The organism is Bacteroidota bacterium (assembly GCA_039714315.1).
In the GTDB taxonomy this organism is placed as follows: Bacteria; Bacteroidota; Bacteroidia; order Flavobacteriales; family JADGDT01; genus JADGDT01.
Map to the genome: position 1 here is coordinate 1 of JBDLJM010000044.1, position 21,809 is coordinate 21,809.

General features: G+C 35.4%; 22 protein-coding genes. 13 read left to right on the forward strand and 9 right to left on the reverse strand.

Features of this window, described 5'->3' with window-relative positions:
* The coding region (locus ABFR62_06325) for a cation diffusion facilitator family transporter (GenBank protein ID MEN8138029.1) at positions 1-579 on the reverse strand (579 nt) is incomplete at its 3' end.
* A 57-nt stretch (positions 580-636) separates the two neighbouring features.
* On the opposite strand from ABFR62_06325, the gene ABFR62_06330 reads away from it, so the two are divergent.
* The 4 genes from ABFR62_06330 (at position 637) to ABFR62_06345 (ending at position 3,203) form a co-directional block, all read left to right on the forward strand.
* On the forward strand, positions 637-1,287 hold the full coding sequence (locus ABFR62_06330; protein ID MEN8138030.1) for a chloramphenicol acetyltransferase: 651 nt from the start codon (positions 637-639) through the stop codon (positions 1,285-1,287).
* Positions 1,274-1,747: a GNAT family N-acetyltransferase gene (locus ABFR62_06335; protein MEN8138031.1), complete on the forward strand. Its 474-nt coding sequence runs from the start codon at positions 1,274-1,276 to the stop codon at positions 1,745-1,747. The genes ABFR62_06330 and ABFR62_06335 overlap by 14 nt, the downstream gene beginning before the upstream one ends.
* 47 nt (positions 1,748-1,794) lie before the next feature.
* The gene (locus ABFR62_06340) at positions 1,795-2,241 is read left to right on the forward strand and encodes an META domain-containing protein (protein MEN8138032.1); all 447 of its coding nucleotides are present in this window, start codon (positions 1,795-1,797) and stop codon (positions 2,239-2,241) included.
* 254 nt (positions 2,242-2,495) lie between these two features.
* Positions 2,496-3,203, forward strand: coding sequence for a hypothetical protein (locus ABFR62_06345; protein MEN8138033.1), 708 nt, complete (start codon positions 2,496-2,498; stop codon positions 3,201-3,203).
* A gap of 24 nt (positions 3,204-3,227) precedes the next feature.
* Here the strand turns inward: ABFR62_06345 and ABFR62_06350 are convergent, their stop codons facing one another.
* A complete protein-coding gene (locus ABFR62_06350) occupies positions 3,228-3,581 on the reverse strand; it encodes a hypothetical protein (GenBank protein ID MEN8138034.1) in 354 nt (117 codons plus the stop codon).
* Positions 3,574-4,557: a polyprenyl synthetase family protein gene (locus ABFR62_06355; GenBank protein MEN8138035.1), complete on the reverse strand. Its 984-nt coding sequence runs from the start codon at positions 4,555-4,557 to the stop codon at positions 3,574-3,576. Before ABFR62_06355 ends, ABFR62_06350 begins: the two co-directional genes overlap by 8 nt.
* A gap of 176 nt (positions 4,558-4,733) precedes the next feature.
* Between ABFR62_06355 and ABFR62_06360 the strand changes: the two genes are divergently transcribed.
* The 9 genes from ABFR62_06360 (at position 4,734) to ccsA (ending at position 15,098) form a co-directional block, all read left to right on the forward strand.
* Positions 4,734-5,468, forward strand: coding sequence for a Crp/Fnr family transcriptional regulator (locus ABFR62_06360; GenBank protein MEN8138036.1), 735 nt, complete (start codon positions 4,734-4,736; stop codon positions 5,466-5,468).
* 179 nt (positions 5,469-5,647) lie between these two features.
* The gene (locus tag ABFR62_06365) at positions 5,648-6,751 is read left to right on the forward strand and encodes a hypothetical protein (GenBank protein MEN8138037.1); all 1,104 of its coding nucleotides are present in this window, start codon (positions 5,648-5,650) and stop codon (positions 6,749-6,751) included.
* 227 nt (positions 6,752-6,978) lie between these two features.
* Positions 6,979-7,359: a hypothetical protein gene (locus ABFR62_06370; protein ID MEN8138038.1), complete on the forward strand. Its 381-nt coding sequence runs from the start codon at positions 6,979-6,981 to the stop codon at positions 7,357-7,359.
* Positions 7,360-7,370: 11 nt separating this feature from the next.
* The gene (locus ABFR62_06375; protein ID MEN8138039.1) at positions 7,371-8,252 is read left to right on the forward strand and encodes a DUF5777 family beta-barrel protein; all 882 of its coding nucleotides are present in this window, start codon (positions 7,371-7,373) and stop codon (positions 8,250-8,252) included.
* Positions 8,253-8,272: 20 nt separating this feature from the next.
* Positions 8,273-8,677 (forward strand): cytochrome c, encoded by a 405-nt coding sequence (locus tag ABFR62_06380; protein MEN8138040.1) that lies wholly within the window; start codon positions 8,273-8,275, stop codon positions 8,675-8,677.
* Between the two features lie 71 nt (positions 8,678-8,748).
* Positions 8,749-9,699: a 4Fe-4S dicluster domain-containing protein gene (locus ABFR62_06385; GenBank protein MEN8138041.1), complete on the forward strand. Its 951-nt coding sequence runs from the start codon at positions 8,749-8,751 to the stop codon at positions 9,697-9,699.
* A 3-nt stretch (positions 9,700-9,702) separates the two neighbouring features.
* Positions 9,703-11,064: an NrfD/PsrC family molybdoenzyme membrane anchor subunit gene (gene nrfD, locus ABFR62_06390; GenBank protein MEN8138042.1), complete on the forward strand. Its 1,362-nt coding sequence runs from the start codon at positions 9,703-9,705 to the stop codon at positions 11,062-11,064.
* Between the two features lie 14 nt (positions 11,065-11,078).
* Positions 11,079-11,930 carry a hypothetical protein gene (locus ABFR62_06395; GenBank protein MEN8138043.1) on the forward strand — a complete coding sequence of 284 codons (852 nt, stop codon included), beginning with the start codon at positions 11,079-11,081 and terminating at the stop codon, positions 11,928-11,930.
* A 57-nt stretch (positions 11,931-11,987) separates the two neighbouring features.
* Positions 11,988-15,098, forward strand: coding sequence for a cytochrome c biogenesis protein CcsA (gene ccsA / locus ABFR62_06400; protein ID MEN8138044.1), 3,111 nt, complete (start codon positions 11,988-11,990; stop codon positions 15,096-15,098).
* A gap of 451 nt (positions 15,099-15,549) precedes the next feature.
* Here the strand turns inward: ccsA and ABFR62_06405 are convergent, their stop codons facing one another.
* The 6 genes from ABFR62_06405 to ABFR62_06430 form a co-directional block, all read right to left on the reverse strand.
* Positions 15,550-16,221, reverse strand: coding sequence for a bifunctional 4-hydroxy-2-oxoglutarate aldolase/2-dehydro-3-deoxy-phosphogluconate aldolase (locus ABFR62_06405; protein ID MEN8138045.1), 672 nt, complete (start codon positions 16,219-16,221; stop codon positions 15,550-15,552).
* Between the two features lie 212 nt (positions 16,222-16,433).
* On the reverse strand, positions 16,434-17,474 hold the full coding sequence (locus ABFR62_06410; GenBank protein ID MEN8138046.1) for a sugar kinase: 1,041 nt from the start codon (positions 17,472-17,474) through the stop codon (positions 16,434-16,436).
* Positions 17,475-17,551: 77 nt separating this feature from the next.
* Entirely contained in the window at positions 17,552-18,826 is a 1,275-nt protein-coding gene (locus ABFR62_06415; GenBank protein ID MEN8138047.1) for a DUF4861 family protein, read from the reverse strand.
* Between the two features lie 100 nt (positions 18,827-18,926).
* Positions 18,927-19,712 carry a gluconate 5-dehydrogenase gene (locus ABFR62_06420; GenBank protein MEN8138048.1) on the reverse strand — a complete coding sequence of 262 codons (786 nt, stop codon included), beginning with the start codon at positions 19,710-19,712 and terminating at the stop codon, positions 18,927-18,929.
* A 2-nt stretch (positions 19,713-19,714) separates the two neighbouring features.
* The gene (gene kduI, locus ABFR62_06425; protein ID MEN8138049.1) at positions 19,715-20,548 is read right to left on the reverse strand and encodes a 5-dehydro-4-deoxy-D-glucuronate isomerase; all 834 of its coding nucleotides are present in this window, start codon (positions 20,546-20,548) and stop codon (positions 19,715-19,717) included.
* Positions 20,549-20,684: 136 nt separating this feature from the next.
* A complete protein-coding gene (locus ABFR62_06430; GenBank protein ID MEN8138050.1) occupies positions 20,685-21,698 on the reverse strand; it encodes a LacI family DNA-binding transcriptional regulator in 1,014 nt (337 codons plus the stop codon).
* Between the last annotated feature and the right edge of the window lie 111 nt (positions 21,699-21,809).

Here is a 21,809-nt window from a genome sequence, read left to right on the forward strand (position 1 = left end):
ACTGTCGACCCACATAACATTGAAATACTTTATCATAAGGCCTCCAAACAACACTGCTACCGATGTAAGTGTATCGGATAATAAATGAAGGTAAGCCGATCGTATATTCATATTATCTCTGGAGTCTTTGTGCAGAATTAACACACTCAAAAAATTAATTACCATGCCCCCTACTGCAAACCAAATTACTATATCGGCCTCTATTTCTATAGGCTGCGAAAATCGTTTAACAGCTTCAATTATCAGGAATACAGCCACTCCGATCAAGGTTGCAGAATTGATAAAAGCAGCGAAAATTTCGGCCCGCTTATATCCATAGGTTTTTGTTATGGTCGACTCCTTTGCAGTTAATCGATTAGCTATATAACTTATTAATAAGGAAATTACGTCACTAAAATTATGCAGGGCATCGGTCATTAGGGCAATACTTCCCGATATAAATCCACCAATAACCTGCGCAATCGTAATAATAACATTCAAAATTATTGATACCCCAATCTTCCAGCCTTTCAAATCACCATGATTGTGATGGTGGTGTGCATGACTTTCCATATTAGTATGTGAATGACTATGTCGCATTTTTTGAAAAAATTAGATCAATTATTATACTTTTACACTTTACAAAGCTAAAAATATATGTTCAAAAAAATAGATTTGGATAGCTGGAAGAGAAAAGCACAGTATGATTTGTTTCGCGACTATGAAAATCCGTTTTTTAATATAACAGCAAATGTTGATGTTACAAACCTAGTGAATTACTGCAAAAAAAATGATGAATCATTTTTCCTGAATTCTTTATATATAGGTGCAAAGGTGAATAACGAGATTGATGAATTCAGGATGAGAATTCGGGGGGATGATGTAATTATTTATGACAAAATAAACTTTGGAGCTCCGGTTTTACACAAGGATAATACTTTTACTTTCTGCTATTTTAATTACAGCAAAAACAGAGAAAAGTTCATAAAAGATGCCGAAAAAAGCGTTGAGGAGGAGCTTGCAAATCCAAATTTCAACCCGAGGCACGATGAGGATGACATCATACATTTTTCGGTTTTACCCTGGATAAACTTCACTTCTATAAAACACGCCAGACGTATTCCTGTAGATGATTCCATTCCTAAAATAGTTTATGGAAAATATACTGAGCTCAATTCGCATTATATTATGCCGATTTCCTTAGAAATTCATCACGCATTGCTGGATGGCTACCATGCGGGACTTTTTTATGAGAAGTGGCAACAAATAGAAAATAACTTTCAAAACATAATTGATGATAAAAATTAGACCGGCGGTTAAGGAAGACGCTAAACATATTCACAGACTTATTACCGAATTGGCTGTTTACGAGAAACTGGAGCACGAAATGGAGGCAACAATAGAGGAATTGGAGTCAAGTATTTTCGAAAAAGATCAGGCCAGTGTATTAATTGCAGAATACAACAATGAGGTTGTTGGATATGCACTCTATTTCCTGTCATATTCAACATTTTTAGCTAAAGCGGGAATATACCTTGAAGATCTGTATGTAGAAAAAATTCACCGTGGTAAGGGAATCGGAAAAAGACTTCTTTCGAGTCTGGCAAAAATAACCGTAGAAAATGGTTATGGAAGACTGGAATGGTCGGTATTAGACTGGAACAAGCCGGCTATTGACTTCTACAGGTCGATTGGAGCAGAATCGCTAGACGGATGGACAACTAACAGACTGACAGGTAATTATTTGAAAAAACTCGCTCTGATATAACGAAAAATCTTCGTATCTTAACAATAGGATTTTTTAAAGAAATTATTATGAAAAAAGTATTAGGTATTTTCATCGTCATATTAATGTTTGCATCTTGCGGAACTAATTCGAAGAACTCAAAAAACTCTGATAGCACCGATAAAAAAGATGTCCCGGTTGATATAATTGGAAAATATACAATACTAAAGCTCGACAGTCTGAATTTGAACGATTACGATTTTGGAAATAAAATCCCATTAATTGCATTCGACAATGAGAAAAAGACCTACTCTACAAATATTGGCTGTAATCAAATATCAGGGAAATACGAAATTGACCGTTCTGATATAAAAATGTACCTTGGAGTATCAACAATGATGGCTTGCCCCGATGATCTTGAAAAAAGATACATAAAGGCCCTATCGGAGGTTGACAATTTCATAATAGAAGACTTTCAGCTTAAACTTTATAAAAACGAAGATTTAAGGATAGTATTATTGCCAACAAAAAGGTAGTAAACAGAATTTAATAACTCTATCACTAAATTATACCAAATTAAAATCAAATTGGCATAATTATGAACCAAACACTATAATAAAAACAAATAAAATACTCGAAAAAACAGACTCTTACCTCTTGAATTACTGATACATACATGTTTTATCTTGGTTTTAAACTGTAATGAAAACACTATACGAAATGTTTTTTTACATGATTTTTATCATATTTTTGCTTATATTGCATTATCAAATTTAAATAATTCAGGCTTATGACAACGTTAACAAAAACCATTGTAGGTGCGGGCTCCGTAACTAAGAAGGAGAAAGTAAGAGAACTGCACACAAAGCTATTTAATACAACAGTATTAGAAGTTCAGGAACCATTCCCCGGATATTATCATGAAATTCCGGTAACTCAATCTATAAACTCTGTTTTCCTATTGGTACAAAACAGATTTTATCCTGAAAGTATATTAAGAGCAACTAATTTGGTAAAAGAATCATTAGACGTAAAATTTGATGCAGCTTATTCCAGAGTGAGTTTTGGTATAAACCGTGATACTCATATAGCTATTAGACTTATAGATCTGGAGAAATATGAAGATATCAAGGTAATTCAACAGGCATATTCAGATGCCGGAATTGAATTCGAACCTGAATTAAACCTTAACCTGTCAATGCCGGTAGTTATTAATATAAACCGGGTTTTCGCATTGACGGAATTAGCAGATGGCATTTATAAGAATGGAGAAAGGCCCGGAATGAGTTATATTATGTTGAAAAAAGGAGGTAATTGGGACTGGTTTGAAAAGCTTACAATAAAAGTAAAAAATAATTATCACCGAAGTAATTTCGATGCTGCCCATGGGGTTATCTATAAAAAAGGGGGGCTTATAGAAATGGTAAGAATTTTTGATGAGAAAATAACGACAGATGAACTTATAAGCTTAGGTAAGCTATATAATATGTATGCGTAAAAGTTATCTGATTGGGGAAGGATTCTAGTAACTCTTCCTCAATCTTATTTTTTGAACTTCCCGTTTAATTAACAGTAAGGCAGCTATCTCGTTAGAATCATAATTGGGATTTTCCTCATTCATTTTCATAAATCGCTCTGCAGGAACATCAATTCTATAGAGTAAATTCATATAGGTTTGAAAATCCTTTTCAATTAAATGACGGCATAACGAAGATGTCCAGGAAATTAGTTCCGTGAGATTTTCTGTTTCATCGGGTAAATAAGAAATTCCGGCCAGCTGTAAATCCTTTGTTATTTGGACTTTTAACTCTTCGTAACTTACATCAGTTCCACTCTTGATCAGAGCGTTTACTTCATTTATCACCCTATCAGACATCTCTTTTAATTAAATTCTCTGCAAACTTTAACAGCTCTTCTTTTTTCTCACTTTCTACATTTACCGAATTTAGAGAACTTATTGCTATTCGATAGTACTTTTCTATCTCCTCTTTCATATCAGAAACTACATCAAGACTAGTGAAAGTATCTCTAACCTCATTTATTTTATTCTCCTCTTCTTCGAAACTCAAATCTGTTGAAGAAAACAGTTTATCCAGTTTAGATTTTTGCTCTTCATTTGCCTTTAAAAATGCTTTTAGAGTAAGAAATGTTTTTTTGTTGGCAACTACATCGCCTCCAACTCTTTTTCCAAATTTTTCAGGATCGCCATACAGATCTAAATAATCGTCCTGAAGCTGAAATGCTATTCCCAGATTTTTCCCAAAATCGTATAGTAAATCGGCATCTTCTTTATTTGCCAAAGCTCCCAAAGCACCAATTTTCATAGCTGCTCCAAGTAATACAGATGTTTTAAGCCTAATCATTTCCAGATATTCGTCAATTGCAACATCATCACGACTTTCGAAATTCATATCCATCTGCTGCCCCTCACAAACCTCAATTGCCGTTTTGTTAAATAACGGAAAAATAGATTTAAGACTTTCGGCAGGAAGTTCCTCGAAATACTGATATGCCTTAATCAACATTGCATCTCCCGAGAGGATTCCTATGTTTTCATTCCACTTTTTGTGAACAGTTTTTTTACCTCTACGAAGTGGGGCCTCATCCATTATATCATCGTGAATAAGAGTGAAATTGTGAAACACTTCTACGGCTTTTGCCAAAGGCAATGCAGAATCAAAATCATCAGAAAACAAATTATACGACATCATCAACATCAACGGTCTAACCCGTTTTCCTCCTAGCGACAGTATATAATTTATAGGATCGTACAACTCATCAGGGTTTCCTGAAATTGTTGTTTTGTCAAAGTACTTATTTACTAATTCCGAAAAATTATCTAAACTCTGCATATATTATAATAAATTATTGAGAAACGCTTTTTAAGCAGGACGACAAAGTTAATGGAAGCAGAGTAATAAGCAAAGGAATTATTTATCATAGCTACTGCAGATAATTTTTAACTTCCTCCTTGCAATTATAACATTAACTTTTGTATCTTTATTTGGTATGTTAATACACTCTCACAATGGGATTAATAAGAATTAACGGAGCTAACTACGACAATATAGAAACCCTAGCAAAGCATTGTAAATGCGATGATATGGGTGGGAATCATTGCCCTAAAGCATTCTTAAAATTAAATGAAGAGGAGACAGATTTTCTATTCCAAAACAGACGAAAAATAACATATAATCCGGGTGAACTTATTATTAAACAGGATTCTCTTCCTACCCATATTATATGCATAGAATCGGGTTTCATAAAACAATACGTAGAAACAGAAGGCGGGAAAAATCTGATATTCAAAGTTCTTTCTTCACCAAATACAATCGGATTCTCTGATATTCTTACCCATTCTCCTTTTAAATATACTACTGCTGCGGTAACAAAAACCACTGTTTGTCTGATACCTGTGGATGATCTGATAAAGATTATGAAAAACAATCCTGCAGTTTCGATGGCTATTTTAGAATACACAAATGACATTAACCAGGAACTGATTCAGACTATTATTAACTACACCCAAAAAAACATGTACCAAAAGGTTGCTACCTTAATTCTTTTCCTCAAAAAAAACATGTTCAGCGACAAACTCTTTACCATTCCTTTTACCAGACAGGAACTGGCCGATATGTGTTCTATAACAAAGGAAAGTCTCATTAGGATATTGAAAGAATTTAAAGATTCGGAATATATCAGGGTGAATATTAATGAAATAGAAATTCTAAACGAAAGTGCTCTTGAAAAAATGAGCAAATAACATCAATACACAAATATTATACTACCGATAATTTTAAGGTTATATATCTAAAAAGTTATCCTGCTTCCCTATTGACATATATCAATAGGCTGCTATTATATATCAACGATTTTTACCGTAATATTAAATAAATTTATCTATGATAAAAAGTGAATAATAACTTTAAATAAATAGATAAAATGAAATCTTTTTTTTATTTTTTGACGATTCCTTTTATGGTGCTTTTTCTTAGTACATCGTGTACAAAAGAAGGACCTGAAGGACCTGCCGGAGAAGATGGAGTGGATGGAATAGACGGACTTAGCGGTACTACAGGATGTGTTCAGTGTCATGTTGAAAACGAAGACATGAAAATTAAATCATACGAGTGGGCCGAATCGAAACATGTTAATGGAGGGCACATGACGGGATACTACGCATCGCGAACAGGATGTACCGACTGCCACTCAAGTCAGGGATTCCAGCACGTAATATCAACCGGTGAATGGGATATGATAACACCCGAGAAACCTTTACCTGCCAACTGCTATACCTGCCACAAAATTCACGAAACCTACACTGCAGCCGATTGGTCACTAAGGAAAAACAGTGCAGTGAGTCTTTTGGCCAACGATTTGGAAACAGACCAGGGAACTTCCAATACCTGTGTACAGTGTCACCAATCACGTAAGGCAGAACCTTTAATAGACCTAAACGGTACTACAAAGGTTTCTATTACAACCTTCAGGTTTGGTCCCCACCATGGACCACAGGGAAACATGATGGCCGGAACAGGTAATACCGGAGCATATGAAATTCAGGGAAGCATGAATTATAAAGATTCCAAACACGTAACAGATGCCAACAGTAGTTGCGTATCGTGTCATATGGCCAGTGGAGAAGGAAGCGGAGGAAATATTGCATTAGGAGGACACAGTAACAATGTAGCCACCGGCAGTTGGGAAGACGATTCGAGAGTTGTAAATGTTAACGGTTGTTTAGATTGTCATACAGAAACTGATAATTCATCGATAACAGCTTTGGTGAAAGCCAGCAGAGAGTCAAATCAGGTTATAATAAACGAACTCAGGCAAAAATTATTTGACATGGGTTATATAGACGATCATGACTATGTTATTGCCAACGGTGAAAGGGCTTCTTCCGATAATCCACTTGAAATTTCACCTTTACATGCAGCAGCTGTTTACAACTTTAAATTTATTACAGAGGATAAAAGTATGTTAATACATAATCCTATGTACGCAAAAGCCCTAGTACAAAACTCTTTAGAGGCGTTAAATTAATTTAATGCCAAATTGTGAGAGAGAAGGTTACCCGTTTAAATGCGGGTAACCTTTGACTGATAACAATTTAATATAATTGAGGTGAAACATAAAATTATAAACTGATGACACGAGCATGACAAAATCAATTTATTTGCCCCGCCCCAAAAGGGGGTAAATTAATTTGTCAAACAGTATAATGAATGTTATGCGAGTTCCATCAGCCCGAAACATAAATTTATAGACTGATGAAAACAATTTTAAGATATGCTGTATGTATGACTTTCCTGTCATTATTCAGTAGTTCGTGTGTTTATAATGTTCCCGTTGAAGAAGAATTTGATCCCATTGAAGAAGAAATATATTTTTCTACAGATATTCAGTCAATATTTAATGATCAAAACTGTATTACGTGTCATAACGCAGACAACAAATCGGGAGATTTGGATTTGAGTGAAGGAAACTCATATTCCGAAATTACTTCTAAAGGCCTGATTGATGAAATCGATCCTGAAGAAAGTATAATATATTATTATCCTAATTACAATGGTAACCATTTCGAAAAATATACTGCACAACAGGGTAATATAATTTTAGCGTGGATAAAACAGGGAGCCAAAAACAACTAAAAAAACACAAAATGAAACTTAAATTATACATATTGATTCTAGGTGTTCTGTTGTGCTTTCCGTTGTTAAGTCAGGAAACGACAGATAAACCCATAGAAACGGAGACTGTTAAAGAGGATCGTCCGGTTAAAACGCCATGGAACAGTGGAATTTTAATGGGAGGACGCACATCAGTAGTGCCCGGCAAGGGTCTGCTTAGGTTTGATCTTACTCACAATTTTGGATCATTAAACAATGGACTTGACGATTTACTGGGAATTTATGCCAACGGTGCGAATATCAGAATGGGGTTGAACTATGTCCCTATCAGAAATTTACAACTGGGTGTAGGTCTGACAAAACATAATATAACAAGCGATTTTAACGCTACATGGACTATCCTGGAACAAACAAGAGAATACAGTATTCCTGTTTCTGTTACATTATTTGGAAATGTAGCAATTGACGGAAGAGGTAAAGAAGCTTTCGGAATTGAATATGAATTCGTGGACCGGTTATCGTATTACTCACAATTACTAATAGGTCATAAAGTATGTAAATATTTTTCTGTAGAAACCGGGCTGAGTTTTAGTCATATCAATAATCTTCCCGAACCGGTAAACCACGATGTATGGGGAGTAAACTTTGGGGCCAAAATAAGGTTAAAATCAACATTGTCTATTATTTTAAACACTGATATCCCGATACAGGCAGAAAACAACAACGAATATATTGATCCAAAATATTCAACAACAACTTTTCAGGGTGGTGTAGAAATAATTACTACCAGCCACGCATTCCAAATTTATATTGGAAACAATCCCTATATCCTTTCACAAAACACAATGATCAGAAACGATAACAATTTCGACAAAGACGGAATCAGGATTGGATTTATATTAACTAAACTATAACAGAACTTAATATATAAGACATGAAAACGATAAAAGGTTTAACAGGAATGATAGTAATACTAATTGGGTTAATGTCCTTCATTATTAATGATCAGGTAAGGGATCCATGGGAAATTCCTGATAAATACAAAAACATGGAAAATCCTTTTGCTACGGAGATGGATGATCTGGCGGAAGACGGTGCTGATATTTACGAAAAACACTGTACTTCCTGTCATGGAGACACAGGTGAAGGAGACGGAAGTAAAGCTGATAAACTAGATACTTTTCCCGGAGATTTTACTTCAGATGAGTTCAAGGAATATAATGATGGTGAACTTTATTTCATGTCGATAATAGGTCGGGACGAAATGCCGAATTACGAGAAAAAACTTCCTTCTGAAGAAGATAGATGGGCTGTAATAGCGTACATCAAAACATTTTAACTGATTTATCATTTAGGCTGGATTCTGCTGCGTAGTGAATAAGACAGTCTTCACCTCAAACCTGCATAATTATGGCTAATAATAAGGAACATAAGGACGAAAACAGACGAGATTTCTTAAAGAAAGGGTTGGCTTTGGGGGCAGTAGCTTTAATCGGTGGCAAATTAAATTCAAACATCAATAAAGAAGAAGAACAGTCAAAGGAAAAAATCAAAGTCCTTACACAGGATGGCGAACTTATTGAAATAGATAAACCGGAAAAATCGTGTTCCACATGTGCTCCTGCAAAAGGAGATGAAGCCCGTAAGGGTATTCCGGGCAGGAAATTCACAATGGTTATCGATCTGTCGAAATGTTCCAATGCCCGCAAGTGCATAGAAGCCTGTCAGCACGGTCATGATTTATTACCCCATCAGGAATTTATGACGGTAAGCCTTATCAAAGACAACAAATACTCCGAACCATATTGGTTTCCCAAATCATGTTATCACTGCGACAACCCTCCTTGTGTAAAAGTATGCCCTGTAGGCGCCACTTTTAAACGAACTGACGGAATAGTTCTGGTAGATGCGGATGCCTGCGTTGGATGTAAATTTTGTATTTCGGCATGCCCCTATTCCGCACGTATTTTTAACTGGGAAGACCGGGAAAGCTATCAGGATAACAGCGATGATTATTCTCCCGAAACAAGTTTACCTGCCCAGGTGGGAACAGTGAGCAAGTGCGATTTTTGCGCCGACCGATCCAGAGAAGGTAAACTTCCATATTGCGCCGAAAGCTGCCCAATGGGGGCTATTTATTTCGGAGACATTAACGAAGATACTATTACAAACGGAGAGGAAACACTGAGGTTCAAAAAAACCATTGCCGATAGAGGTGCATATCAGGAGATGAAACATCTGGGAACAGAACCAAATGTGTATTATCTGCCTCCTGTAAACAAAAGCTACCCTTACGAAAGAGGACTGGAAGACCTAAGTGAGGAGAAAAAAGAAATGTATTTGAAAAGTATAAAATCATAAACAATGGAAGACACTCATAAAACTCTTTTATTGAGATACGGTAAAAATCTGGAAAAGTCATCCAAATTATGGTACGGAGTTATTTTTATCATGGTATTGGTGGTTCTTGCAGGTTTTTATGCTCTTATACAACAAATAGTTCACGACCATATTGTTACCGGAATGCGCGACAACGTAGTATGGGGAGCTTATATCGTTAATTTTATTTTCCTACTCGGAATAAGTTATTCGGGAGCAATTATTTCGGGAGTGTTTCATCTTGGACGAATAGACTGGGGAAAACCCCTAATAAGAATAATTGAAATATTCACCTTTATTACTATTCTAATAGGACCTATTTACATTTTACTTTGCATCGGGCGATTAGACCGACTTCACTACCTCTTTATTCATGCAAGAATTCAATCGCCAATAACATGGGATTTAATTGCAGTAATTATCGACTTAATTGTAAGTGCGGTTTATCTATATATGACATTTATAAAGGATTTTTCGCTGATGGCCAAATATTCAGAGGAGCTTAATCTTTCGAAATGGCAGCGAAAAATTGCTTCATTCCTCTCACTGGGATATAAAGGTACCGAGAACCAGAAAAAAAGACTTAATAAAGCATTGGATATAATGGCCGCCCTAATAATTCCTACCGCAGTTGTAGCATACTCACTGCTCGCATGGCTTTTTGGAATGAATCTCAGAGAAGGGTGGAACGATAGTTTATTTGCTCCTTACTTTATTATTTCAGCTATTTATTCGGGCTTTGCAATGATAATTATAATGATGTGGATATACGACAAGTTTTTCGATGTTAAAGAAATAATTACCGACGGTCATTTCAATTTTATGGCCTACGGAATGTTTATTATGGCACTGATTTTCGGATATTTTACATTTTCTGATTATATAACCAGATGGTACAATACTACTCTTGCAACAAACGAATTAATTTCAAAATACCTGTCAACCGATTACTACGGAAATATCACTTATACAATGCTAATTATCACATCAATAATTCCTATTGTGGTTATAGCAGTTCCAATGTTAAGAAAAAAGATTGTTTATATGCTAACCGCCGTACTGGTACTAATAGGATTGTGGTTATTCAGATATCTGATAATTGTTCCGGTATTGGAAACTCCTTACCTGCCGGTAATAAGTACCGACCCTGCCGTGCTAAAATATTCAGCAACTTGGGTTGAATGGGTATTAGTAGGCGCAGGATTTGCCGGAGGAATAATCATCTATATGTTAATACTTAAAGTAATTCCAATCTTCCCTATTTCTGAATTAGAAGATAAGCACACTTTCAGATTATTTGGAAAATATTCTATTAAAGACCTGTTGCGTAATACCGGTTTTAAATAAAAAGATGTTTCTGTATGAAAACAATTATTAATAAATCGAGATATATAATCACCGCAGCACTTTTTATTTTATTCTCAGTGCAGTCATTTGGGCAATCTGATAAAATTAAAATAAAAAGTAAATTCTCCTATCGAAAACTAAATACCGGAGATAGAGAAATAAAAGCCACATTCAGATACCGTGACGATAAGGGTTCGCACCCTGTTCCAAATATTACAGTTGAATTCGGCGCAAAAAATGACTCTACAGAAATTAGTCTGGCAAAAATTGAAAGCGATAAAGAAGGTATTGCAGTACTTAGAATAGAAAATGGATTTAAAATTCCAATGAACAATGAAGGTAAAATGGAATTCCTGTTAAAATTTGAGGGGAACGACCGGTTTAAAAATCTAATTGATGATGTTTCAGTAATAGAATCATATTTGAAAACTGAACTCGACACCTCCAAAAATCAGAAAAAGGTTATTGCAACTTTAACTGACATAAATGGAAATCCTATCGAAAAGACCAAGGTTGGATTATATGTAAAAAGAATGCACAGTTTGCTGGATTTAGGCAAAGAAAAGACAAATGAGGTTGGAAAAGTAGAGTTAACGGTACCCGATGATATTGCAGGAAATAAAGATGGTGCAATAACATTAGTTACTATGGTTGACAAAGACAGAAAATACGGAAGTGTTATCGTAAAAGATGATGTGAAATGGGGTATCCCCACAAATTTCGTTGTCGATAAAGAGGAACGCAACCTATGGACCCAGGCTGCTCCTATTTGGATGCAGGTTGCCGTTTTTACAGTATTCTTAGTAATAATTTCATTCTTTATGGTGGCAATGTATAATATATACTTAATGGCAAAAGACAAATAAAAAACATATCGACAAAGGAAAAAATTTTAGTTTAATAACTCTCACAATTATCTAAAAATGAAACGTCTAAAGGATATCCTGTTTTCAATTGTAACAACTTCATTACTTCTGTTGGCAATTTGCTTCGTAATTGCATACGCAACATTTATTGAACACAATTTCGACACACAAACGGCAAAAGCACTCATATATAATTCCCAATGGTTCAATATGTTATCAGTACTGATAGTCATTAACCTGACAGGGAGTTTGTTTTATAACAAATTATTCAGCCGAAAAAAATGGAGTATATTACTGTTTCATTTGGCATTTATTATAATCATTATAGGTTCGGCTATTACAAGATTCTACTCCTACGAAGGTATTATGCACCTCCGCGAAAATCAAAAATCGAATCAAATACTATCAACCGACACCTACCTGACTGTTGATGTAAGCAATGGTGAGGAAAATAAACACTTTGAGAGTCGTAAAATAATGTCTCCATACGTTTATGTAAACTTCACAGAAAACATCACTGCCTTTGGCAATAAAATTAAAATTAGCGGAGTAGACTTTCATTCAAATGCACTTGAAGCAGCAATAAGATCTGAAAATGGTGTTCCGATAATTACTTTATTTATCCAAAATTCAAATGGCAGACAGGGACGTATTTTCATTAAGCAGGGAGAAATAACTCAAACCGACAGTCTCACTTTTTCATTTGAAAATAAGCTGCAAGGTGATATAAACTTCTCAATTTCCAACAGTGAGATTATTGTAAGTCCAAACGTAGATGTAGAATACTACAATATGTTTAAAAATAACCCTGAGTACCTGAAGTTAAACAATGGTGATACACTTTCGAAAAACAACATGCACTATGCAAAAGGGACAGTATTTAATTTAAAATCATTTATACCAAAAGCCGAGATAAAAACTTTTAACCTGGCCGGTAATGATCAACACAAATCAAACCTTAATGCCTTAATATGCGATGTTGATTTTAACGGGAATACCGAAAGGGTAACCCTATTGGAAAATCCAAAGGGACTCGGTATTGAAAAAACTTTGAATTACGGTGATACCAAAATTAAACTGAGTTTTAATAAGAAAAATATTGTACTTCCTTTCTATATTACACTAAATGATTTTATACTCGAAAAATACCTCGGTTCAAACAGTCCGGCGTCATACAAAAGTCTTGTTAAGGTAGAAGATGAAAAAGACAACACTAAATTTGAAGATGAGATATTCATGAATAATATACTCGATTATAAGGGCTACCGATTTTTTCAAAACTCATTCGACCAAGATGAACAGGGAAGCATACTTTCGGTTAACTTCGATTTTTACGGAACAACTGTTACCTACATAGGATATTTTTTAATGATTTTGGGAATAACATTCGCCATGTTTAACCGTAATTCAAGATTTATACAGCTAATTAAGAGAACATCCGGAGCACAAAGCCGCAGCAAAACACTAATGCTTTTCATCTTATTATTATCTTCATTAAGCACCGGTATTTACGGACAAACATTTACTAAACCGGAAGTTGACGAGTCAGCAGCAAATGAATTCGGAAAGGTTTTGGTAGTAGATTTAAAAGGAAGATTAAAGCCAATTAACACCCTTAGTTCGGAAATATTGAGAAAACTCGCCCGTAAGAATAGCTTCATGGAACTGAACTCCGATCAGGTATTACTCGATATGTCAATTAATCCCCAAAACTGGAAAAATGCACCGATATTGAAAGTATCTGATAAGAAGTTTAAGAAAACATTCAACATAAATAACGATTACACCAGCTATAACAAAATGATTAGTTATGGCAAAAACGGTGAGCTAATGCTCAACATCTTAGCCGAAGAAGCACAGGGGAAACCAGCATCAAAAAGAAATAAGTTTGATAAAGAAGTTATAAAAATGAATGAAAAGATGAATATCGCATTTATGATATTTAACAAGCAAATACTTAAGATAATTCCTCAAACAAATTGCCATGAATGCGAATGGCTGAGTTTAAAATCTCCGGAAAAGCCTGATTTTGCAAAGTCTTTTTCAGACACTTACAAAGAAGCACAACTATCGCGAAACTGGCTACCCGTAAAAAAATCGATAGGAGATTTGAAACAATACCAAATCAACAATAGTTCAAAAACTTTAGCCTCAAACCTTAAAATAAATCTTGAAATAATATATAACAGGATAAATCTTTTCCCCAAGCTGGCAATAATTTATTTATTACTGGGATTGTTCTTACTGGTTATTTCATTTTCAAAAATCATAAAAGGAAAAGAGCAACCTTTATTATTAGAAGGTATTCTGAAAATTTCAATCATTATAACTTTTTTGATACACATAAGTACATTTGCTATAAGATGGTATATATCGGGATACCCGCCAATGAGTAACGGTTATGAGACAATGTTATTCATTTCGCTTATTACGGTAGGAGGGGGAATAATTTTCAGCAAGAGATCTCAGATAACTTATGCTATTTCGTCATTATTGGCATCGGTACTTTTGATGGTAGCCAGCTTAAGCTGGTTCGACCCTGAAATCACTAATCAGGCTCCGGTTTTAAAATCGGTTTGGCTTGTAATACATGTTGCAATAATAACAATGAGTTATGGATTTTTTGGTATTGCCGCCCTACTGGGTATCTTTAACTTAAACCTGTATATCTTTTCGAATAACAAAAACCAACGCGCTCTTAAAAGTACCATTTCTGAATTATCTGTAATAATTGAAATAGCCACAATAACAGGGCTGTATTTTATGACCATAGGTACTTTTCTCGGAGCAATTTGGGCCAACGAATCATGGGGAAGATATTGGGGCTGGGATCCAAAAGAAGCCTGGGCATTAATAACTGTCTTTGTATACGCAATTGTAGTTCATATGCGAAACACAAAGTATTTTAAAGGCGAATATGCAATAAGTATCGCTTCTATTTTGGCATTTAGCTCGGTATTAATGACATATTTCGGAGTTAACTATTTTCTGTCAGGAATGCATTCCTATGCCGGAAGCGGTCCTGCAGAGATTCCAAATTGGATCTATTATGGAATAACTGCAATAGTTGTACTGATATTTATGTCGTATACTAGAATGAAGTCGATAGAGGTGGAAGAAAAGATAAAAGATAAAGCGACAAAGGAGCATCAGCGAGCTAAAAGATAAAAGAAAAAAGATACCTGCCTGCGTGACTCAGTCAGGCAGGAAAGATAGAAGAGAAAAGATAGAAGCCTGCCGCTCTGCGTGGATAAAAGATAAAAATACTCTTAGCGCCTTTGTTAGAGCATTAATTTAGTGTGTATTTTATTCTATTTCACCACAGCTATCAGTAAACCCCCATTCCCGGTACGTAATTATTGTCTCCGTAAAGCTCGTCCGCTTTATTTGTTGGGATAGATTTTTGTAAACCGAAATCTGAATTTATTATATCAATAATTTTATACAAATAGTTTTTCTTATCAAAACTATTTCTGAAATTATAGTTAACTCCGGCTTTTACAGTAAATTCAAATTACAGATGAGATAAAACTATATCGAAGCACGTGAAATTACTCCAAAAAAAACTCTGAATACAGATATGCATCCAGAGTTATATTATAATATAAAGTAATAATATTTACTTTTTATATTTTTTTGCTATTGCAATAGATTCGCGCATAAGTTCTTCGATCTTTGCCAAATCGAACTCACCGTGCTCTTTTTTAGCCATAAGCTGAGATCCCATACCAACACAAAACGCACCAGCCTGGAACCACTCTTTCAAGTTGTCTTCTTCAGGTTTAACACCACCTGTAGGCATAATATTTGTGAATGGTTTTGGTGCTGTTGCAGCCTTGATAAAATCAGGACCTCCAACTTGCGATGCCGGGAAAATTTTAACAACCTCTGCTCCTAATTCCTCAGCGTGAGATATCTCACTTAAAGAACCACAACCCGGCATCCACGAAATTTTACGACGGTTACAAACCTTCGCCATATCAGGATTCATTACCGGAGAAACAACGAAGTTCGTTCCCATTTGAATATACATACCTGCAGTTACAGCTTCTTCTACCGAACCTATTCCCATTATCATTCCAGGTAATTCATCTACAGCGTATTTTACTAATTCAGCAAATACTTCCTGTGCGAAATCTCCACGGTTAGTGAATTCGAATAAACGAGCTCCACCGTCGTAACAAGCTTTTACTACCTGCTTTGCTACTTCAACATCTTTGTGATAAAATACAGGTACTATCCCTGTTTCTTTTGCAGCTACTGCCACATCTATTCTTGAAAATTGTGCCATTTCTTTTCTGGTTACTGGTTTCTGGTTTCACTTAACTTTTAACTTCAATTAGGTTACTTGTTTTTACACAAACTAGTAAGTACAACCACTTTTGCCTTTATCCTTTAAACTTTTAGCTCGCTGGCACCCCTTTTTTCAAAGGTTGCTCGCTGAACCTCCTACGTCGGTTTGCCTTTATCCTTTAAACTTTTTCCTTTTGCCTTTTTCCTTTATTATCTAGCTACACGACCTGAAGCATCACCTCCCATAAGTTTTTCAACCTCATCAACAGTAACCAGGTTAAAGTCACCTTTGATTGTGTGTTTCAAACATGATGCAGCTACAGCAAAATCAAGAGCTTTCTGGTCATCATTAGGATAAGTGATAAGTCCGTAAACCAATCCTCCCATAAATGAATCTCCACCACCTACACGGTCAACGATGTGAGTGATATCGTATTTGTTTGACGATTCGAATAATGTTTCACCATCGTAAAGAACACCTTCCCAGGTATTGTGGTTAGCGTTGATAGACCCTCTAAGAGTAGTAATTACTTTCTTTACTTTAGGGTATGTTGACATAATTTGTTTAGAAACCGACAGGTAAGCTTTTCCTTCTACATGTCCTCCTGTTACGTCAACACCTTCAGGAGAAATGTGCAACGACATTTCAGCATCTTCTTCGTTTCCTAAAACAATATCAGTAAGAGCAACCAACTCCGGCATTACTTCGTGAGATTTTTTACCCCACTTCCAAAGTTTAGCACGGTAATTAAGATCACAAGAAACAGTAACACCCATTTCTTTAGCTACTTCCAATGCTTCTAATAATGCTTTGTAAGCACCTTCAGATAATGCAGGAGTAATACCTGTCCAGTGGAACCACTGAGCATCGGCAAAAACTTCTTTCCAGTTTACCATACCAGGCTCAATCTCAGCAATAGCAGAATTTGCACGGTCGTAAACAACTTTAGATCCACGAGATACAGCACCGGTTTCTAAGAAATAGATCCCTACTCTATCGCCACCTTCAACTATGTTGTCAACTCCAACATTATACATGCGAAGTCTTTTAATAGCAGCATCACCAATATCATTTTTAGGTAAACGTGTTACGAACTCAGCATTTAATCCGTAGTTTGCCAACGATACAGCAACGTTTGATTCTCCACCACCATACGTAGCTTCAAACTCATTTGCCTGATGGAAACGTAAATATCCAGGAGTTGCCAAACGCAACATAATCTCTCCAAAAGTAACTATCTTCTTACCCATAATATTTATATCTTATTATATTCTAAAATTATTTAATGTGTGTGTTGCCATATGAACATAATTATTCAAATGCTATTCTATTTAATTACAATTGGCGAATTAAGCTCTTTTGCATCCTTTACCAACATATTTTCGAAACCTTGTGCTGTTTTAAATTCATCATCACTTAGCTCCCAACCTGTTGCAAACTGGAACGAAAATGCTCTTGTTCCTTTATTAATTACAGTGTAGAAAGTGTGTGAAATTGGGCTACTCCCATCAATAGAACGACCTGTTCCTTTATTAGGTGCCTCTACCACTTTATTTAAATCAGAAGAATTTAAAATCAAACCTAAGCCCATTAATTTTTGCAACTCGGTTTGATCTCCATGTGTGTAAACTAATGTTTTTACACCCTCTTCAAGTTTAGTATACTTTTTATCTTTTAGAGCAATATTTGTAATCCCCGTTACCAAAGAAATATCTTTTACATCTTTTCCCGAAATTACAACATCACTTTGATACCAGTATTTACCTTTTAGTATTGTAATAGTTTGTGTCAAACTATAAGACTCTCCTTTTACTTCCCAACCATCATATACCAACTGCAGAATAGCTCTCGTTGGGCCTTCTGCTAAAATTTCCATTGTAGCTTTTTGGGTATCGCCAAGTCTGAATAATTCACCATCTTTAACCATTGCTAGAGCTCCGGCTCCCAAAGAATTTCCTACTTTAAGAACATCAACCCCCCAAGGTTGAATTTCGTGGTAAGAAGGAGTGTTTGGTAATCCAACAGAATCCATTACCATTTCTGAAGTAGTTTTTCCCCAGATATCTTTTCCGTTTCGTTTGTCCCAATATGAACGATAACCTACCTTATCATTTTCCCACGAAATACCTTCCATTTGGTACAAAACAGGAACCGAACCCGGCAGGTGATTAGGATCGCGAACTTCTTCTTTTACATCATCATAAATACCATCAAAATCGGCATCTCTACCCAATCTGATATTTGTATAATGTTTGAAATCTTCAATTTTTTCACTTGTAGTATTTACTACAATATTTTTTTCTTCGTTTGCTTTGAAGTCAACTTCTAAAGCGTATTCTCCCTCTCCGTTAATTACATCGTATTGAAAAGGTATTGCATCACCATTCTGAGATTCGAAATACACATTTGCACCTTCTTTTACTTCACCTAAAAGATCATTAATTTTTTTTGCAGGCACAATTACAATTTCTCCTAATCTATCTACTTCCAATTTATTTTGAAGTACAATATTTTTTTGCTCAACCGCTTTATCAGTCTCAGAACAAGAAGACATTAACATCAGGCTTAAACTTAATAAGGATAAAACCTTTTTGAAATTCATATCTAATATTTATAAATAATTAAAAAAAAACCGACAAAGATCAACTGAAATGAGGAAAATAGTGAAAAATGCCGGTTGGATAAAAAAGTAAATATCTATATTATTCGCCTATTGGCTTACCAATAGTTGCTAATATTCCACCATCAACATAAACGATTTGTCCGTTTACGAAATCACTGGCTTTAGAAGCCAGGAAAACTGCAGTACCAGCTAAATCTTCAGGATTACCCCAACGTGCTGCAGGAGTACGATTGATTATAAAATCGTTGAATGGGTGCCCTTCAACACGGATAGGAGCTGTTTGCGTAGTTGCAAAATAACCAGGTCCGATTCCATTAGTTTGAATATTGTGTTTACCCCACTCAGTAGCCATATTTTTTGTAAGCATCTTAAGACCACCTTTTGCAGCTGCATAGGCAGAAACAGTGTTTCTACCAAGTTCACTCATCATTGAGTTGATGTTGATGATTTTTCCTTCCTTACGCTTAATCATATATTGACCTACGTATTTAGAAACAATAAATGGTGCAACTAAATCTACATCAATAACTGATTTGAAATCTTCAGTTTCCATATCCTCCATTGGGATACGCTTGATGATTCCGGCATTATTTACCAAAATATCTATCTGTCCGATTTCATTTTCAATCTTATCGATATTTGCCTTTACTTCAGCATCGTTAGTAACATCGAAAAGTAATCCGTGAACTTTATAGCCTTCTGATTTATATTCATTAAGGGCTAGTTCCATTTTGTCAGGACTGTGACCATTAATGATTAATTCAGCTCCCGCATCACCAAGTCCTTTTGCCATTGCCATACCTAATCCATGAGTTCCTCCCGTGATTAGAGCACGTTTTCCCGTTAAATCAAATAAATTTGTCATTCTTATTTTAAATCAGTGATTTTGTGGATATCCATGTCGTTATAGTCAAGATTTTCACCAGCCATACCCCAAACAAATATGTAGTTAGATGTAGCAGCTGCAGAGTGAATAGACCATTCAGGAGATAATACAGCCTGATTGTTGTGCATCCACATGTGACGTGTTTCACTTGGTTCACCCATAAAGTGACAAACAGCCTGATCTTCCGGTACTTCGAAATAGAAATAAGCTTCCATTCTACGACTATGTGTGTGAGCAGGCATAGTATTCCAAACAGAACCCGGCTTAAGCTCAGTCATTCCCATTTGTAACTGACATGTATCTACAACAGAGCTAATCAACATCTGGTTGATTTGTCTGTGATTTGCAGTTTCTAAAGATCCAAGTACAATTTTATTTGCCTCATCCAGAGAAACTTTCTTAGTTGGATATGATGTATGTGCGTTTGCAGAGTTAATATAAAACAAAGCCCCTTCTCCTTCGAAGTGTACTTCTTTAGCTCCTCTTCCTACATATATAGCATCTTTGTATCCTAATTCATAAACATCACCATCAACATGAACCTTCCCTGCTTTACCAACATTGATAACTCCAAGTTCTCTTCTTTCGAGGAAAAATTCAGCTTTTAAAGGATCAATAGCTTCAAGAAATAGTTTTTCACCTGCCTTTGGAGCAGCACCACCAACAATATAACGGTCTATCATAGAATAAACCATGTTGATATTTCCAGCTTCGAATAAGTTATCTACTAAAAATTCTTTTCTGATTCTTGTAGTATCGTAACTCTTAAAATCCTCAGGGTGTGAGTTGTATCTTATCTCGTAATTAACTGCCATAATATTAAGCTTTTATATTTTGAATATATTTTTATACAATCGATTGGCAAATTTACACCAAAAATATAAGATTGCAAATTAATAATCCAATTTGTTTGTGATATTACTCACACTCAAATTGGATTATTAAGGGTGTCTAGTTTGTAGACTCTCTTATCATTATATCAGAGTTAATAACTATTGATTTTTTAGAAGCGCTGCCACTATCTGCATCTTTAATACATTCCAGCAACAAGTTTGCAGCCGTTCGCCCTAACTCAAGAGGGTGCTGATTTACAGTTGTCAGGCTGGGCTTTATAATACTGGATGCTGGCGAATCTGAAAATCCTGTTATTGCAATATCTTCAGGAATACGCAAATCTGTATTTTCGTTAATATGCTTTATTATCGCAATAGCAGTAACATCATTTGCACAAATAAGCGCATCAGGTTTATCTACTCGTATTTTTTCGAAAGTTTCAACAGCTACTTCGGGAAACAGTTCAACTGAAATCACCTTATTAGCATCGAATTCAACATCACTTTCCTGAATTGCAGATTTATAGCCCTCACATCTTTCGCGGTACATTATGGCATCTAAATCACCAGCAATATGGTATATATTTTTCTTGCCGGTTTCTATCAAATACTTTGTAAGCTGTTTAGTTACATTCCTATCATCAATAGTGACTTTCGAGATATTTGAAGTCTCAAGATACCTGTCGAACATTACAACAGGAATATCTGAACCTGTAAATTGTTTCAATTGCTCTTCAATTTTTTCACTTTGGGTGGGAGAAATCAACAAACCATCAATACGGTTCATAAATAGAGTATTTATGGCTTTTTCGGAATCCTCAACATTATCATGGGTCTGCGCAATAATAACCTGATAATCATTTGCAGAAGCAACCTGTTCTATCCCTCCAATAGCTTCGGATAAAACGTAACGCGAAATAAATGGAACAACTACTCCAATCGTCATTGTTTTCCTCATCCTAAGATTAGAAGCCATCAAATTTCTTTGATATCCCATCTCTTTGGCCATTTTCAAAACTCTATCCTTTGTTTTTTTTCCAACACGCGGACTGTCATTGAGTGCTCTAGAAACCGTTGAACTGTCAATTCCTAATGCTTTTGCAAGATCGTGTATTGTTGTTTTTCTTGTCAAAACAAATATATTTTAGGTTAGTTAGAATATTTAAATATTATACCACTTAATTAATGCTTCTATAAAGTAATAATCGGCATAATTAATAGCTGTATCATTTTCATTATTTTC